16 protein-coding genes and 2 pseudogenes are annotated in these 14606 nt (G+C 44.3%); 6 read left to right on the top strand and 12 right to left on the bottom strand.

Features of this window, described 5'->3' with window-relative positions; translation table 11 throughout:
• Positions 1 to 76 precede the first annotated feature (76 nt).
• The 9 genes and pseudogenes from M1D67_RS08225 to fadH form a co-directional block, all read right to left on the bottom strand.
• Positions 77 to 952 (bottom strand): LysR family transcriptional regulator, encoded by an 876-nt coding sequence (locus tag M1D67_RS08225; RefSeq protein WP_023857289.1) that lies wholly within the window; start codon positions 950 to 952, stop codon positions 77 to 79.
• Between the two features lie 142 nt (positions 953 to 1094).
• Positions 1095 to 1538, bottom strand: coding sequence for a cyclic-di-AMP-binding protein CbpB (gene cbpB, locus M1D67_RS08220; RefSeq protein WP_479831765.1), 444 nt, complete (start codon positions 1536 to 1538; stop codon positions 1095 to 1097).
• Positions 1539 to 1718: 180 nt separating this feature from the next.
• Positions 1719 to 1898 (bottom strand): antirepressor AbbA, encoded by a 180-nt coding sequence (abbA, locus tag M1D67_RS08215; protein WP_003181305.1) that lies wholly within the window; start codon positions 1896 to 1898, stop codon positions 1719 to 1721.
• Between the two features lie 138 nt (positions 1899 to 2036).
• Positions 2037 to 2555 (bottom strand): ribonuclease H-like YkuK family protein, encoded by a 519-nt coding sequence (locus M1D67_RS08210; protein WP_020451199.1) that lies wholly within the window; start codon positions 2553 to 2555, stop codon positions 2037 to 2039.
• Between the two features lie 57 nt (positions 2556 to 2612).
• The gene (locus M1D67_RS08205; protein ID WP_020451198.1) at positions 2613 to 2762 is read right to left on the bottom strand and encodes a hypothetical protein; all 150 of its coding nucleotides are present in this window, start codon (positions 2760 to 2762) and stop codon (positions 2613 to 2615) included.
• Between the two features lie 11 nt (positions 2763 to 2773).
• Positions 2774 to 3016, bottom strand: a complete 243-nt coding sequence (locus tag M1D67_RS08200) for a YkuJ family protein (protein ID WP_003181299.1) — start codon at positions 3014 to 3016, stop codon at positions 2774 to 2776.
• Between the two features lie 458 nt (positions 3017 to 3474).
• Positions 3475 to 4101: a DUF3993 domain-containing protein gene (locus M1D67_RS08195; protein ID WP_479831764.1), complete on the bottom strand. Its 627-nt coding sequence runs from the start codon at positions 4099 to 4101 to the stop codon at positions 3475 to 3477.
• A gap of 109 nt (positions 4102 to 4210) precedes the next feature.
• Positions 4211 to 5431, bottom strand: a complete 1221-nt coding sequence (locus M1D67_RS08190; RefSeq protein WP_095290375.1) for an EAL domain-containing protein — start codon at positions 5429 to 5431, stop codon at positions 4211 to 4213.
• A gap of 68 nt (positions 5432 to 5499) precedes the next feature.
• Positions 5500 to 6265: pseudogene (gene fadH / locus M1D67_RS08185) on the bottom strand (2,4-dienoyl-CoA reductase).
• A gap of 146 nt (positions 6266 to 6411) precedes the next feature.
• Here fadH and M1D67_RS08180 point away from each other — a divergent pair.
• From M1D67_RS08180 to M1D67_RS08165, 4 genes are all read left to right on the top strand, one after another.
• On the top strand, positions 6412 to 7269 hold the full coding sequence (locus tag M1D67_RS08180; protein WP_023857290.1) for a metallophosphoesterase: 858 nt from the start codon (positions 6412 to 6414) through the stop codon (positions 7267 to 7269).
• Positions 7270 to 7446: 177 nt separating this feature from the next.
• Positions 7447 to 7944, top strand: a complete 498-nt coding sequence (locus tag M1D67_RS08175; protein ID WP_020451193.1) for a L,D-transpeptidase family protein — start codon at positions 7447 to 7449, stop codon at positions 7942 to 7944.
• 88 nt (positions 7945 to 8032) lie between these two features.
• The gene (locus M1D67_RS08170; protein ID WP_020451192.1) at positions 8033 to 9334 is read left to right on the top strand and encodes an MFS transporter; all 1302 of its coding nucleotides are present in this window, start codon (positions 8033 to 8035) and stop codon (positions 9332 to 9334) included.
• Between the two features lie 141 nt (positions 9335 to 9475).
• Positions 9476 to 9937 (top strand): YkyB family protein, encoded by a 462-nt coding sequence (locus tag M1D67_RS08165; RefSeq protein WP_020451191.1) that lies wholly within the window; start codon positions 9476 to 9478, stop codon positions 9935 to 9937.
• A 28-nt stretch (positions 9938 to 9965) separates the two neighbouring features.
• On the opposite strand, the gene M1D67_RS08160 is transcribed toward M1D67_RS08165, so the two are convergent.
• The 3 genes from M1D67_RS08160 to M1D67_RS08150 form a co-directional block, all read right to left on the bottom strand.
• On the bottom strand, positions 9966 to 10883 hold the full coding sequence (locus M1D67_RS08160; protein WP_020451190.1) for a chemotaxis protein: 918 nt from the start codon (positions 10881 to 10883) through the stop codon (positions 9966 to 9968).
• A gap of 73 nt (positions 10884 to 10956) precedes the next feature.
• On the bottom strand, positions 10957 to 12276 hold the full coding sequence (locus M1D67_RS08155) for an MFS transporter (RefSeq protein ID WP_020451189.1): 1320 nt from the start codon (positions 12274 to 12276) through the stop codon (positions 10957 to 10959).
• 96 nt (positions 12277 to 12372) lie between these two features.
• Complete coding sequence (locus M1D67_RS08150) at positions 12373 to 12897, bottom strand: RDD family protein (protein ID WP_020451188.1); 525 nt, start codon at positions 12895 to 12897, stop codon at positions 12373 to 12375.
• 174 nt (positions 12898 to 13071) lie between these two features.
• Here M1D67_RS08150 and M1D67_RS08145 point away from each other — a divergent pair, with 174 nt between their 5' ends.
• Complete coding sequence (locus M1D67_RS08145) at positions 13072 to 13227, top strand: hypothetical protein (protein ID WP_020451187.1); 156 nt, start codon at positions 13072 to 13074, stop codon at positions 13225 to 13227.
• Positions 13228 to 13418: 191 nt separating this feature from the next.
• A pseudogene (locus tag M1D67_RS08140) lies at positions 13419 to 14599 on the top strand (aminotransferase A); the annotation flags it as partial.
• Between the last annotated feature and the right edge of the window lie 7 nt (positions 14600 to 14606).

The following is a 14606-nucleotide window of genomic DNA, read 5'->3' as shown; positions in this document are numbered from 1 at the left end:
AATGATAATGATTATCAATGTCAATAAATCGCACAAAAAAAGCAGCCCTCTTTTTTGAGTCCTGCCTTTCTGATGTTTATTCAGTTGCCGTACATTCTTTCACAACCTCTACAAACGCCTGTACTTGCTTCAGTTGGAAAGCCGGCTCATAACCGAGCAGCCACGTATCTCTGCCGATTGCTTTTCCTTTAGCGTCAAGCAGCGGGATTTGATGAACATGGCTCCCGCTTCCGTGAAGCGTCACAGATGGAAGGATCGCATAGCCGATTCCGTGGAAAGCCATCTGTTTGCATGTTTCAATTTGGTCGACAATAATGGTCTGCTTTGGCGACGTTTTAAACTTTTGATGCCACCAGTGCTGAATTTCCTGATAGTACGTGCTGTCGCTTTTGAACTGGATGAACGGCCGTTCCGTTTTGGCAATGTCCTCAATGTTACGGATCTCTGTATCGACAAGGTACAATTCGTCCCGCATCAAGTAATGCTTCGGTCCTTTCCATTCCGGGTTTCCTCTGATAATGCCGACATGAACATGGTCTTCGTAGAGGCTTTTCAGCATTTCGCTGCTCCATCCGGTCACGAGCGAAATTTTCACGTTTGGATATTGTTTGACATAGGTTTTCAGAACGTTGGGAAGCCAATGCTGCCCAATGATCGAAGCGGCCGCCAATTTGAGCGTACCGTGAATCTCGCCCTCCAACTCATCGATATTCTCTCTCACTTTTTCCTGTTCCAATGTCACATCTTTTGCGAACTGGATGATTTTTTCTCCGGCAGACGTAACCGTCAGCCCTTTTTGCGATCTCAAAAAAATTTTCGTTCCCCATGATTTCTCAATGGTCTGCAGGCGTTGGGACAAAGCCGGCTGGGAAACAAACAGGCGTTCAGCCGCTTTCCGCATATTTAATTCTTCCGCCAGAACGACAAGCATGTGGAGCTCTTGAAGCTGCATGGACATTCCTCATTCCAATAAGTTTTTCTTATCATACATTTAATCAAACGGCTGTTTTTTAATCAAGCGGAAAGTCAGGCTTCGGAGAATGTGCGGAGGGTTTGGTGGAGCGCTGCAAATAAAAAATAGGCCGCTGCCGCGCCTATTTATTCAACGTTCTCAAATGCTTATTCAGCTGTTTTAACACGACACGCCTTGTAAAAATGCCTTCGAAAACCTGCTCTTCATTTTCGACACATACAAACGCGTTGTTGATGACCAGTCCGAATCCTTTTAAGATCGGGTCGTCAATTTTCAAGCGTGGGATGTCTGTCAGCATGGCTTCTTCAACATGAATCTTGTCAAGCTTCTCAAATTCGATTCGTTCCAAGCCGAAGATTTTATCCATGATCATATTCGTTCCGATTAATCCGTGCAAACGGAAAGAAGCATCAAGTACAGGGATCGCGGTATATCCGGTTTTGGTCAACACGAGAAGGGCATGTTCCAGATTATTTCCGACTTGAACATGGGCTACTTTATCAGCATCGATCATAAACTGACCTACTGTCGTTTCAAGAAGTTCATCTGATTGCATACTAATCATGATTTTTCGACTCCTTTTCAGCTTTAATCCATCAACGCATATTTTCCCTATACTACAATAATATAAACGATATCAATATTTGTCGAAAACTTTCCTTTCTTCCAAGGTCAGTTTATCATTCCATATCCTTTTAGGAAACAAAAAAGATACTCTAATGAGTATCAATTGATATAATCTGACCTAATTTTCAGACCGGACACGGTCGTATAAGGTAACCAGTTTTTTATATGTCAGGCTATCCACATTTTTTGTACCCGTTTCTATATCATTGATCTCACTGCTTAGTAGCTCTACGGCATACTCATGGTCCAAAAGTACGTTCAGCAACAGTTTTCTCTCTTCTTCTGAAAAGCGTTCCATTCTTAACCAGCCCCCTAATTGATTTAGCTAGAGTCAGAAACAATATGTTCTCTCTAGTTTCTATAGGGCTAGAATATGAAATTGCAATTCAAACGTCAACCGCACATTTCGACATCTGTTCGATTTTCTTTCAAACAATTATTTTGTGTACCGGTTTGCATAGCTTGAAGCTGTATAGGAGTCAGGTTTAATTTTGGCACAGATTCCCATGGAGGTGATCCGGCCCGTCATTTCCTGGATTAAATCCTTTGTCATTCCTTTTTTTCCGATATCCAAATGAACTTCAAGGGTTAAATCTGCTCCCTCGTCTGTAAACGGAAGAAGCAGATCCATAATTTCATTAAAGTAATCATTTAAAAGATATGCGGCAATCTCTTGGCTGTAAGCTGTTTCAAGCGATATTTTCTCCCTGAGGCTATGTATCGGTCTGTTGACAACCGTGTTTTTCAGACAGCCCCACGCTCCTTTGCCCTTGCGGTGCAAATGGATAGCCGTGATAAACTTTGTGCAGTTCTGATGGATTTGCGAGTCTGTTCCGACGGACAGCAGATAGCTTGCCCGCGGATCTTGGCGTATGAACGCCTTCAGTCTCCCGATCACTTCAGGAAATGTCATTTGATCTTCAGAAAGATTATAAAAAAGAAAAGAATCAGCCATTGGAATGCCCCTTTTCATTTTTGATCTGCACCGAAGATGGAACGATTCGTCTGTCTGCTATCCTTTTTTGGTCGGTATATTTTTCAAGCTGAACCCGCAGCTGTCACATCTGTAAATTACATTCTGATTGGACTGGGCTGTCAGCACTTGATCCATATGCTCGGTTGTTTTGCAATTCGGACAAATAACGCTTGGAAAAGCTTTCATGCCATATCCTCCTATTGCTGAAGCAGTTCAAAGATTTCGATTGAAATCATATCGATGTTGTCAAACGGAAATGTGGTAGGCTTATCGCCTTTTTGATAAACTGTCAGCTCAAATGTTTGGTTTTTTTCAAAATATTTTACGCTGCAAATTTTTTCTCCGTTTACTTCAAAATTGCGCTGCGTCGGTTCTCCGGCAGCCTCCGCAGTCTCCTGCAGGCTCTGCAGTCTCGTGATGATACCCATTAATTGTGACATTCTAAAAAAGACTCCTTTCAAAAAAACAACTTCAGGATCAACAAGTATTAATTATAATACAAGTTCTACACGCATCATACCACAAAGTATCAGCCGATGACATTTTTCCTTTCTGATCATGAAAAAGAAAAACCGCTTTTCATAGTTTGAGTTTTCTTTTTTCATGTCATACATGAAAAATATTTTTTTGACTGCAGAGGAGCCTATTTTAACCACCAATTTAGATTTATGGGGCAACAGGATTGTCTTATTCCTGTCCCACACCTAAAGCCCAAAAATCCCGCAGCCATTTGCAATGCAGGATTCCACGCAAATAAAAAACTTGGCGGGGGCAGCGCCAAGTTTTTTAAAATCTTGATCTGATAGAGGGGTTGGGGAACAGAGAGGTTCATCTCTCTATAATTAAATGATAATGATTATCAGTATCATTGTCAATGAATTTTTTAAAAATTCTTTTTCTAGCTGAAAAGTTCGGCCAATGTCCAGTTAACATCGATGACAAACAGCGGGAATACAGCGTGGTCTTCTTTCTTGTTATCCGCAAAATTCGAGTTTGTTTCTTTCTCGTCCGGTTGTTCGGCCATCATGTCTTCTCCAGCCGGTGTTGTATCAGATTGGCCGATAGCCGTTACTTTGAAGCTGCCGCCGATATTCTTCAGCGTCACCGTCTGATAATTTTTTTGATATGAAACAGGACCGCCGTCTTGATCTCCAACACATTCATATACGGTATAGCTTCCGTCTTTCACCGCCACTTTTGTGTTTTCATCATAGCTGAAGAAAGGGATTGCCACTTCCGGCACGTCTGTCCCGTAAAAAATCCACCCCGCTTGTTCGGGGAAGGCGTTCGCCTCCACGTACTTCGCTGCCATGGCGTGTTCCATATAAGGTTCCAAGAGGGATAACATGTCTGTTTTCGTTCTTTCCTTTTCGGTCAGCTGAAAATGGACGTCGGATACGGATTGAAGGGTCTCAAATAACGACGCTCTTGTCGGTTTTTCTCCGGCTTCGGCAAAATCCGCACAGAGGAATACAAAAGCCGCAGTCAATAGTCCGCACAGTAAGGATGACCAAACGTTCTTCATATGATCCGCCCCTTTTTTAGCATATATATTCACATTTTCCTTTATATACGCAAAACAAACCTCTCGGGATTCATTTTTTCGAAAAGAAAAAGCGGCGAAAGGCCGCCGCTTAAATTAATCCGTCTTGTTCGTATAAATATGAGTAGGACAGGTCAATGAACAGATACAATTCTTCATCCATCGGATAGGAAAATGTTCTGATCATTTCCCCCGTTTCGATATCGCTGTACAAATCGCTGAAAAACCCTTTTCTCATCGTTCTCATCCTCATGATATTCTCGAGAAAATAAGGGCGCCAGCTCCAGTTTTTGCCGATGTACTCAGGCTGAAATATCCATGCTCCGTCATGTTTAAACACGTTTTTCGTCAGCTGAATCCCGTCTTCATCGCACATGTAAATTCTAAAGCTGCAATCGGTCAGTTCTTTTCCGAGATTGAAGAGAAACTCATCGTCTGACTGAGCTGTTTTCTTTAGCGATGTGACAAGCTGATGAATCCGTTTGTAAAACTGCTCAGAGTGGTCGTACAAAATGGTTAGCTTCTTCTTCTCATGTGTGATAAATTGGTGAAACTCGGCATGCAGCCGGTCCTTTAATACATTCCGTTCGATAAATTCATCCTTCGGCAGTTCAAGATACTGCCCCTGAAAATACCGGCCTCCGTTTCTCCATGCGTATTGCAGCTGAAAGCTCGCCTCAATATCCTCGTAAAGCAATGCGGCGCCGATTTTTCTGGCAAGGAGCGATATGCTGTAAAGCACATATTCATAGGATGGCGAAGGAGAAGACAGCTTGAGCGGCTGAAGGTCGATCTTTAACAGATCAGGGGAAAGAAGAGCGATTCTGTCGAGGTTGCTGCTTTCCTTTCCGATATTATCAACAGCGACTTTAATTCCGTATGTACGGTAGTAGGTCAGCAAATGATGCAGCTGTTCAATATCCCCTTCAAACTTTTGCTCCGTGATTTCGATAACGAAACGGTTGAGCTCGAGCCCTTTATCCTGATATTCCATCAACAGGTCGAGGAACGATTCACCGTGATCCATCATCAGCACATTTGCATCTTGATTGACGAAGATGAGCAGGTCGCGCCCGCTCTCCAAAAAATGATCAAGCGCCTGGCGGATCACCTTGAGATCAACCTCTTTCTTGTATTCTTCAGGAATTGTCGGATCAGAAAAAAACGGCCCGAGACTCTTCACTTCAGATTCTACCTTGATACGCCCCAGCACTTCATAGCCGATCACCTTTTGTTCTTCAGCACTGAAGATCGGCTGATAGTATGGAATAACATCTTCAATGTTCGTTAAAATATCGAGTGGATCCAACATGGCATATCACCTGCTTCTAATCTTTGTCTGATTATACCATACCGGCCCGCACCTTTGAATTTGAAATCTTAAAACGGACGGGGATTCAGCCATTGGCCGCCGTCCATCGTCACACACTCCCCGTTGACATATCCCGCCTGTTCAGAAAGCAAAAATGCGGCGAGTCCCGCGATTTCTTCAGGGGTTCCCAGCCTGTTGAGCGGAACGCTTTTGATTGTCGCGCGCGCGGCTTCTTCCGATTCAAACAATTTTTCGGCACCGCCCGTCCTCTCGATCGGACCGGGCGCGATGGCATTGCATCTGATCCCGTATGCACTTCCCCACTCGACGGCAAGCGTCCTCGTCAGCGACAGGACACCTGCTTTTGCCGCCGCGGAATGAACGACACCGGCACCCGCGCCCCATGCATATGTCGCGACCATATTTAAAATCTGGCCGCGTTTTTTTTTCCTTGATCCAGTAGCGGCCGGCTGCCTGGCTGCAATAAAATGTGCCGTTCAGCACGATATCGATGACCGCCTTCCAGCCGTTGACCGACAGTTTTTCAGCAGGGCAGATAAAGTTCCCTGCGGCATTGTTAACCAAAGCGTCGATCGTACCAAAGCGTCCTGCCGTCTCTGTGATCATCTGTTCCACATCTTCAACAGACCTGACATCCATCCGGCATATAGCCACCTGCCCCGTAAATGTTTCAATTTCTTCTTTGGCCGCTTCAAGCGTTTCTTGCGTTCTGCCTGTAATCATCACATTCCAGCCTTCTTCGGCTTGCTTTTTGGCGATCGCTTTTCCCATTCCGCTCGACCCGCCGGTCACGATTACAACTTTTCTGTCCATATCCATCCCCCTTGTTTATGAATGAGTATTCATTCAATTCATAGTTTATCATATAAGTTAAAAAAAATTAACAAAACACGCGGACTGTCCTAAAATGGCTTTTCTGGATGATATAATGTAGAGATTCTATTAAAGGTTGGTTGCTTATGAAAAATCCGTCCAGAAGACAATTTTTAAAAGGCTTCTTAGGCCTTGCTGCAGCAGGGCTCTTTACCGCTGCCGGCGGCTTGGGCTATGCGCGCTATCTCGAGCCGCACATGCTTGAAACAAACTTGATTCCCATTCGGCATCGTCTCATTCCTAAAGGGTTTGACCAGTTTCGGATCGTTCAGTTCAGCGACACCCACTTAAGCGAATACTTTACAGCAGACGAGCTTTCAAATGTTGTCAGCCAAGTGAACGCCCTTTCCCCGGACCTTATCGTATTCAGCGGGGATTTAATAGATAAACCGCATCGCTACCGGGAACACGAGCATGCTGTCAACGCCTTAAAAAAGCTTTCAGCCCCCTATGGAAAGCTTGCCATATTCGGAAACCATGATCACGGGGGCTATGGAACAAAAGTCTATCAGACGCTCATGGCATCGGCCGGTTTTCAGGTGCTGCGAAACGACTTCATGAAGCTTGAATTGATAGACGGAAGCGTAATAGAGATCGCGTCACTCGATGATTTGATGCTCGGCAGCCCCGACTATGAAGGCATCCTGTCAAAACTGAGTAAAAAAGCCTTCTCGATTTTGCTCGTCCATGAGCCAGACGCTGCTTTAACGGCAAAACAATACCCCGTCAATTTGCAAATATCCGGACACACCCACGGCGGACAAATTCAGATTCCCGTATTTGGTCCTTTAATCACGCCTCCGTACGGAGAAATTTATACGGAAGGGATGTATGAAACAGCTGGAATGAAAATCTATGTCAATCGAGGAATCGGCACGACCAGGCTGCCGCTCCGCTTTTTGTCAAAGCCTGAAATCACCGTGTTCCAGCTTGAATCCACTTAATCCTTAACCGGCCTTTTGGCTCAAAATGAAAGGCATCTGCATACATTAAGTAAAAGCATTCCCGCTCATTTCATCCAATCCTCATTAAAAAAACGAAACTTCCCCAGCCTCTTTCCGTCTATATATTAGCAGCGGAAAAGGCTCTCTTTTCGTTTTGAAAAGGAGATGTGCTGATTATTGCTGATGTACCAAGTAAAATCTGGAGAAACTCTGGAAAGCATCGCCGCCGATTTCAGAATGACCCGGCAGGCTTTGCTGCAGGCGAATCCGGGCTTAAACGGCGGCCAAGTGTCCGCAGGCCAATCGATTATCATTCCCGGCATTAGAAACCCGGACACAATCCCTTACCGGATTGTCGTGTCTCTCAGCGGGAGAACGCTCAGATTATATGAGCAAAACAGACTTGTAAAAACATATCCGATTGCCGTCGGAAAAATCCTCACACAGACGCCGAGAGGCGAATTTGTCATTGTCAACCGGCAGCCAAATCCAGGCGGCCCGTTCGGCGCCTACTGGCTGAGCCTCTCAAAACAGCACTACGGCATCCATGGCACGAATAACCCGGCGTCAATTGGCAAAGCTGTTTCAAGGGGATGTATCCGCATGCACAATCAGGATGTTCTGGAACTTGCTTCAATCGTACCCAACGGAACCCGAGTGTCCATTACACCTTAGACCAGTACATTTCCAGACAAATGCAATTTGAACAATACAACATCTTGTATTAAGATATAATGGGACCTTTAGGGTAAGGAGCGTATATATGGATCTTTTTAAAAATCGTAATTTCGTCCGACTTTTTTTCGCAGCTTTCGCTTCTCAAATGGGAACGACAGTCGGAAACATGGCTTTCGCTTTTTTCTTGCTCGACCGGTTCAGCAGCCAGCCGGCCTACACGACAATCGCCGAGCTGATGTATTCCTTGCCGACGGTTTTTGTATTCTTTATCGTCGGGGTGGTCGCTGACCGTTTTGACCGCAAGAAAGTCGCGGAAAACTGTGATTGGATCAGAGCGGGATTGACTGTCGTTCTTTTCTTTGTACTGTATCTTCAGATCATACCGCTTGTGTTTTTAGTTCTATTTATCAGAAGCGCGGTCACAAAATTTTTCTACCCGGCCGAAGCAAGTTTGGTCCAGGCCATTTTAAGAAAGGATCAGTATGCAAAGGCAGCCGGACTGAACCAGATGCTTTTCAGCCTGTTTCTATTGTTCGGCGTAGGAATTGGAGCTTTTATGTACAAGACGATCGGCCTGCATGGTGCTATCGCTCTTGATTTTGTGAGCTTTATCGTATCCGGCTTTTTAATCCGTTCCTGCGATATTCCGCTTGAAGCGCGGCAGCCGAACGGGCAAAAAGGCTGGAAAAACATGACCGTCAAAGATTCGATGCACGATTTTAAGGAAGGCATCGTTTATATATTAAAAAATAAATTGCTTGCCTCTCTCGTATTCGGATATTTTATCTTCGGACTTGTCAGCGGGGGACTTTCGGTTCTGCCGATGTTTAAAATGAAGTATGAGCTGTCCCCTGACAGTTATGAGTGGCACACATCCCTCTTTACAATCGTACTGGGTATCGGACTTTTGACAGGGATTGCCGTCGCCGCTCTGCTTGAAAAAAAAGTGAAGCCGGCATACATGATGTCAGTCCCGATTTTTATTGCGGGTGCCTTTATCATTCTGCTTGGCTTTACAGATCAATTGCCCGTATATTACTCGGCTGCGTTCCTTGCCGGGATATGCATCGGACCGATCAACACAGCGCTTGGCGGCTGGATTCCCAAAATCGTCCACCCAAGGCTGATGGGAAGAGTCAGCGGGTGGACCGATCCGCTGACAATGATGGCGCAATCCTCAGCGCTTGGCGTGATCGCTGTTTTATTCCCGGGAATCATCGCCGATGTGGATTATATATATTACGGTTTGGCGGGAATTATTCTGCTGGCGGCGATGTACTATTTTATCGTCCTGCCTAAATTAAGCGCCGAGAACGCGGAAATCGACGTTCAAGCGGCGCTGAAGAGACAAAAAAATACAAAAGCGAAAATGAACTCTGTTTTATAAAGATGAAAACGCGCGATTCCTTAAAAAATCGCGCGTTTTTTCTATGAGATATTTGCATTTTCTGTTCTATTTCGTATAATTTAGACATAAGCCTTGCAACTTTAGGAGGTGATCTAGAAACGAATGGATAGGAGAGAAAAAATGGACGACCATAATCATACGAAAGAATTAAAACCGACAGTTGAAAACCTTTCAAAAGCGATTTATACAGTGAATCGCCATGCAAAAACCGCGACTAATCCCAAATACCTGTATCTTCTGAAAAAGAAAGCTTTGCAAAAGCTGCTTAATGAAGGAAAGGGTAAAAAGGTAGGCCTTCACTTTTCGAAAAATCCAAGATTCAGCCAGCAGCAGTCAGATGTGCTGATTTCTCTCGGAGACTACTTTTTTCACATGCCTCCAACAAAAGAAGACTTCGCAAGCCTTCCACACTTAGGTACATTAAATCATTCGTATCGGAACCCTAAAGCTCATATGTCCTTGAATATAGCGAAACAGCTTCTTCAAAACTACACGGGAATTAAGGAAAAACCGCTCGTCACAAACCGGAAGCGCCCTGCCTCAAAGCCCGTCTTCAAGAAGCTTGGCGAAAGCTATTTTTAATAAAAAAAGCCTCAAAAAGAGGCTTTTTTTAGTTCTTGAAAATATATTTATCAAGCTTTTCGATCAGTTCGTTGAGCTCTGGCTTGCTGATTTGTTCGTCAGCTCCGACTTGTTCCCCTTTATGGCGAAGATCGTCTGTAATCAAAGAAGAGAAAATCAAGATCGGCAGCTCCGAACTCAGCGGGTTATCTTTTAACAGCTTTGTGAGCCGGTGTCCATCCATCTGCGGCATTTCAATATCCGTGATCATGAGATCGACTTTTTCGTGAAGGGCTGTGCCGTCTTCCATCAATTGAAGCACATGTTCGTAAGCCTCTTTTCCGTTTTCAAAAGACACGATGTTGTTATACCCTGCTTCATTCAGCTTTTCCACCAAAAGCCGCAAGAGGAGCGGAGAGTCTTCGACAATCATCAGCTTTTTGTCAGTCCGTCTCTGATCAAATTTTTCATCTTTCATTTGATAAGGGTCCGTACCTGACTCAGACTCAAGATCAAAAATGATTTTTTCGTAATCAGGCAGGAAAATCATTGTGCCGTCGAGCTTAATGATGCCGGTAAGGTGACGGTCCATTCCTTGATTTAAAGCGGTCGGCTTCTCGATTTCTTCCCACGACACCCGGTGAATCTGCGAAACCGATCCAGTGTGAAAGACGATTTTCCGCTTGTTGAATTCCGTCACAATGTATTTTTCTTGATGCTCGTCCTCACCGTGTTCGACGCCGAAGAAAGAGAATAAATCAATGACGGGAAGAATTTCCCCGCGCAATGTGATCATGCCCTCCATATGCTTGTGCGAATGAGGCACTTTCGTAATGTCAACCGGCTGAATGATTTCTCTGACTTTCATGACATTTATGCCGAAAATGTTGAGACCAACTTCGAACTTCACGATTTCTAATTCATTGGTTCCCGAACTTAATAAAATTTCCTGTTGGTTTGAAGACACTGATATCCCTCTCTATCCTACTTTGTGTTTACTTTTTATATCGGCGTCTTTTGTTAAAAGTTGATGCTCTGGGTTAAGCTTTTGCCTTAACATTTTGATGAATGATCAGGCCGATCGCTGCCAATAACACTAAAGATCCGAAAGCCATTCTGCTGGCCATGTTCCCTAAATCCCTGAACAGCAAAGTAATCGATCCGTACAGGACCGGACCGAAAATGGAAGAGATTTTCCCCGACAAAGCAAACAATCCGAAAAATTCGCCTCTTTTATGCTCGGGCGTCAGTTCGATAATCAGTGTCCTTGATGCGACCCATGTGCCTCCAAGCGAGATACCGAAAAGGCTTCCCGCAATCCAAAACAAGACTGTTGACGTCGTGCATGCTCCAATCGTCAAAGCGGTGATCATAATGGCGGCGACAAGACTGACTGCGTGTTTAGCGCCGATCTTTTTTGTGACAAAGCCGAGCAAAAATGAACCGATGATGCTTGAGACCGTTGAAACAAGGTAAAGTAATACAAATTGACCGGTCGTAAAACCGATGACCGTTTTTGAATAAACCGCCATCATGGCTATTGCTGTAGCAAGCGCATCATTCAGGAAAAAGTAGGCGATCATGAACAAGAAGACCGGTTTGTACAGGCGAATGTCCTTGAACGTCTGCACGATTTCCCTGTATCCGCTGAAAAACGATTTTTTTTCTTTCGGTTCCGGTTTTCTTTTCTCTTTCGTGAAGAGCAAATACGGAAGTGAAAAAAGTAAAAACAAGAGAGCCGACGGGATGAAAGCACGGTGAAAATCCTGGTTCCCGACCAGAAGGTAAACCGTTAAGCCGGCCAAAGTACCGATATATCCGATCGCAATCCCGAATCCTGATAAGAGAGGAATTTCTTCTTTTGTACCCAAATCAGCCAAAATCGTATCATAAAACACCAAGCTTGAATGATAGAAAAACTTTGCGGTCACAAACATGACAACAACAAGGATCAAAGATAACGGAAGCCCGTATATGTCCTTCTGAAACGAAGCGCCCGCAAAAACCCCCATTAAGATGGTGCACAAAACACAAATCATCGTAAACAGACCGATGTATTTTTTCTTTCTGCCCGTCCGGTCAATCAACACCCCGAATAAAGGCGTGAAAATGACGAGCAGGAAGCTTGCGGCTGCGTTCGAATAGGAGATAAAAGTGCTTGCCACCTGATTCATGCTGGCGTTTTCGCCGACTGCCTCCTGCAAATAAAAAGGAAAAAAGATCGTCACAATGTTTGATGAAAAAATCGTGTTTGCAAAATCGTATAACGCCCAAGATAGAATCGGCAACGTCAAAAAGAGCTTGATTCCCGTTCTTTGCGCCCGCTTTACAGCTTGTTCACGTTCCGGCTGAGTATCCATCTGGATTGATGCCTCCTTATTTTTATTCCTGCCTTGAAACATTTTCCTGAACAAGACAGCACGCATTCATGCTGAAAGCGTGCTGTCTTTTACCCGTTATTTTTTTACGACAATGGTTCCTGCCAACATATCATGAAGCGCCTGGCGCCTTTCTGTGAAAAAGGCCATAATGTAGCCGACCAACAAAATCGGAGAAAGAAAGCTTTTGGCCAGAAACCTTCCGGCCGCACGGCCGAAAGAGATTCTTCCGCCTTCTGCTTTCGCCACCTGAACGTTCATGATTTTCTTGCCGAGCGTCCCTTGCCATTTGGATGATTCCATCAGCGTGTAATAAAGAAAATAAACAATAAAAGTAATACTTCCAACGATCGCTATGGTTTTGAACATGCTGATGATAAACGTAAAGATTTCCTGATCGCTCAAATACTCGGGATCAGTCTCCATCATGAGCATGATATCCGAATTTCCCAACATCAACGCCGCTGTTAAAACGTACGTGAAAATATATGCGGGAATCCCGAGAATCAATCCGTCGAGCAGGGAAGCTACAAAACGCGCGCCGATTCCGGCATACTCGCTCCTTTCAGGAGCAGTTTCGTGTTTGTCTAATTCCAATTCCAATGTGCTTTTCCTCCTAACATCTTGACTTCTATATACTACTAAGATTCGCTGAATATTATCAATACGTATCACGTTTTTTTAAAGTTAAATTAATGTACGGCTCACAAGTTTTTCATTGACTTTGACAGTTATCGTGTTACAATGGTCAAGGATTTTTCAGGAAAGGTGTTTATGATGGGAACAATTGTAACGATTAAAAATCATGAAATGACCATTTTAGAAGGGGTCAGCCGTGCCGTTTACACAGAAATGCTCAAGGATGCTTCAGACAGTGAAGAACAAATATATATTTCGTGGAAAGAAGATGTTGACTTCGATTACGGCTACTAAACGAAATATAACGTAAGACAATCGTTTGATTGTCTTATTTTTCTATCTGCTGCCATCCGCATGTCCGCATACCTTGCATTGTTTTGCATATACTTGTTACGAGTTTTTATAAAATTGATTGATTAAAAGATGACAATTGGTCTGATGATGGTAAAATAAGATAAACCATAACATTTTTAAGGTGATGCTAAATGGAACATTTGCTTAATCCAAATGTAAAAGAAATCGAAATCTCAGGGATCCGCAAGTTCTCAAACCTTGTATCCCAGTACGAAAACGTAATCTCTTTAACAATCGGCCAGCCTGATTTCTTCACCCCCCACCATGTCAAACAGGCCGCCAAAAAAGCGATAGATGAGAATCAAACATCTTACACTCACAACGCCGGATATCCCGAACTGAGGCAGGCTGTACAGCTTTATATGAAGAAAAAAGCCGATTTAAATTATGAAGCGGAAAGCGAGATCATTGTGACGACCGGAGCCAGCCAGGCCATCGATTCGGCATTCCGTACGATTTTATCACCTGGCGATGAAGTCATTCTTCCGGGGCCGGTATACCCCGGATACGAGCCGATCATCAAAATGTGCGGAGCGTCTCCATTGATCATTGACACCACGTCTCACGGCTTTAAGCTGACAGCAAAATTGATCGAGGAAGCGCTGACGCCGAAGACAAAATGTGTTGTTCTTCCTTATCCGTCAAATCCGACGGGAATGACGCTGTCCGAAGAAGAGCTGAAGGACATCGCCTCCCTTTTAAAAGGTCGAAACGTCTTTGTGCTTTCGGATGAAATATACAGCGAACTCACTTTTGACAGACCGCACCACTCCATCGCGTCTGTACTAAGGGACCAGACGATCGTCATCGGCGGACTTTCCAAATCCCACAGCATGACAGGCTGGAGAATCGGATTTTTGTTCGCGCCGAAGGAAATCGCCAAACATATTTTAAAAGTCCATCAATACAACGTATCATGCGCTTCATCGATCTCTCAAAAAGCAGCTCTGGAAGCCGTCACCAACGGGTTTGATGATGCGCTGATCATGCGCGAGCAATATAAAAAACGGCTTGACTACGTGTACGACAGACTTGTGACAATGGGCCTCGATGTGATTAAACCGTCGGGAGCATTCTACATTTTCCCGTCCATCAAATCGTTTGGAATGTCTTCCTTTGATTTCTGCATGTCGCTTCTTGAGGAAGAGGGGCTTGCGATCGTGCCGGGCAGCTCGTTTTCTGAATACGGGGAAGGCTATGTGAGGATCTCTTACGCATATTCTCCTGATACGCTAAGGGAAGGTCTTGACCGGCTGGAGTCCTTTGTTTTCAATAAGAGGCAATCGATACAGACTACGTAAACAACGGCTTTTACGCCG

This window comes from Bacillus sp. PK6-025, assembly GCF_056530265.1.
The sequence above is the reverse complement of the archived record's forward strand: the minus strand, read 5'-3'. Positions and strand labels throughout refer to the sequence as shown.

Coding starts and splice junctions, on each gene's coding strand:
- M1D67_RS08225 (WP_023857289.1), bottom strand. CDS start 952: ATGCAGCTTCAAGAGCTCCACATGCTTGTCGTTCTGGCGGAAGAATTA.
- cbpB (WP_479831765.1), bottom strand. CDS start 1,538: ATGATTAGTATGCAATCAGATGAACTTCTTGAAACGACAGTAGGTCAG.
- abbA (WP_003181305.1), bottom strand. CDS start 1,898: ATGGAACGCTTTTCAGAAGAAGAGAGAAAACTGTTGCTGAACGTACTT.
- M1D67_RS08210 (WP_020451199.1), bottom strand. CDS start 2,555: ATGGCTGATTCTTTTCTTTTTTATAATCTTTCTGAAGATCAAATGACA.
- M1D67_RS08205 (WP_020451198.1), bottom strand. CDS start 2,762: ATGAAAGCTTTTCCAAGCGTTATTTGTCCGAATTGCAAAACAACCGAG.
- M1D67_RS08200 (WP_003181299.1), bottom strand. CDS start 3,016: ATGTCACAATTAATGGGTATCATCACGAGACTGCAGAGCCTGCAGGAG.
- M1D67_RS08195 (WP_479831764.1), bottom strand. CDS start 4,101: ATGAAGAACGTTTGGTCATCCTTACTGTGCGGACTATTGACTGCGGCT.
- M1D67_RS08190 (WP_095290375.1), bottom strand. CDS start 5,431: ATGTTGGATCCACTCGATATTTTAACGAACATTGAAGATGTTATTCCA.
- M1D67_RS08180 (WP_023857290.1), top strand. CDS start 6,412: ATGAAAAATCCGTCCAGAAGACAATTTTTAAAAGGCTTCTTAGGCCTT.
- M1D67_RS08170 (WP_020451192.1), top strand. CDS start 8,033: ATGGATCTTTTTAAAAATCGTAATTTCGTCCGACTTTTTTTCGCAGCT.
- M1D67_RS08165 (WP_020451191.1), top strand. CDS start 9,476: ATGGACGACCATAATCATACGAAAGAATTAAAACCGACAGTTGAAAAC.
- M1D67_RS08155 (WP_020451189.1), bottom strand. CDS start 12,276: ATGGATACTCAGCCGGAACGTGAACAAGCTGTAAAGCGGGCGCAAAGA.
- M1D67_RS08145 (WP_020451187.1), top strand. CDS start 13,072: ATGGGAACAATTGTAACGATTAAAAATCATGAAATGACCATTTTAGAA.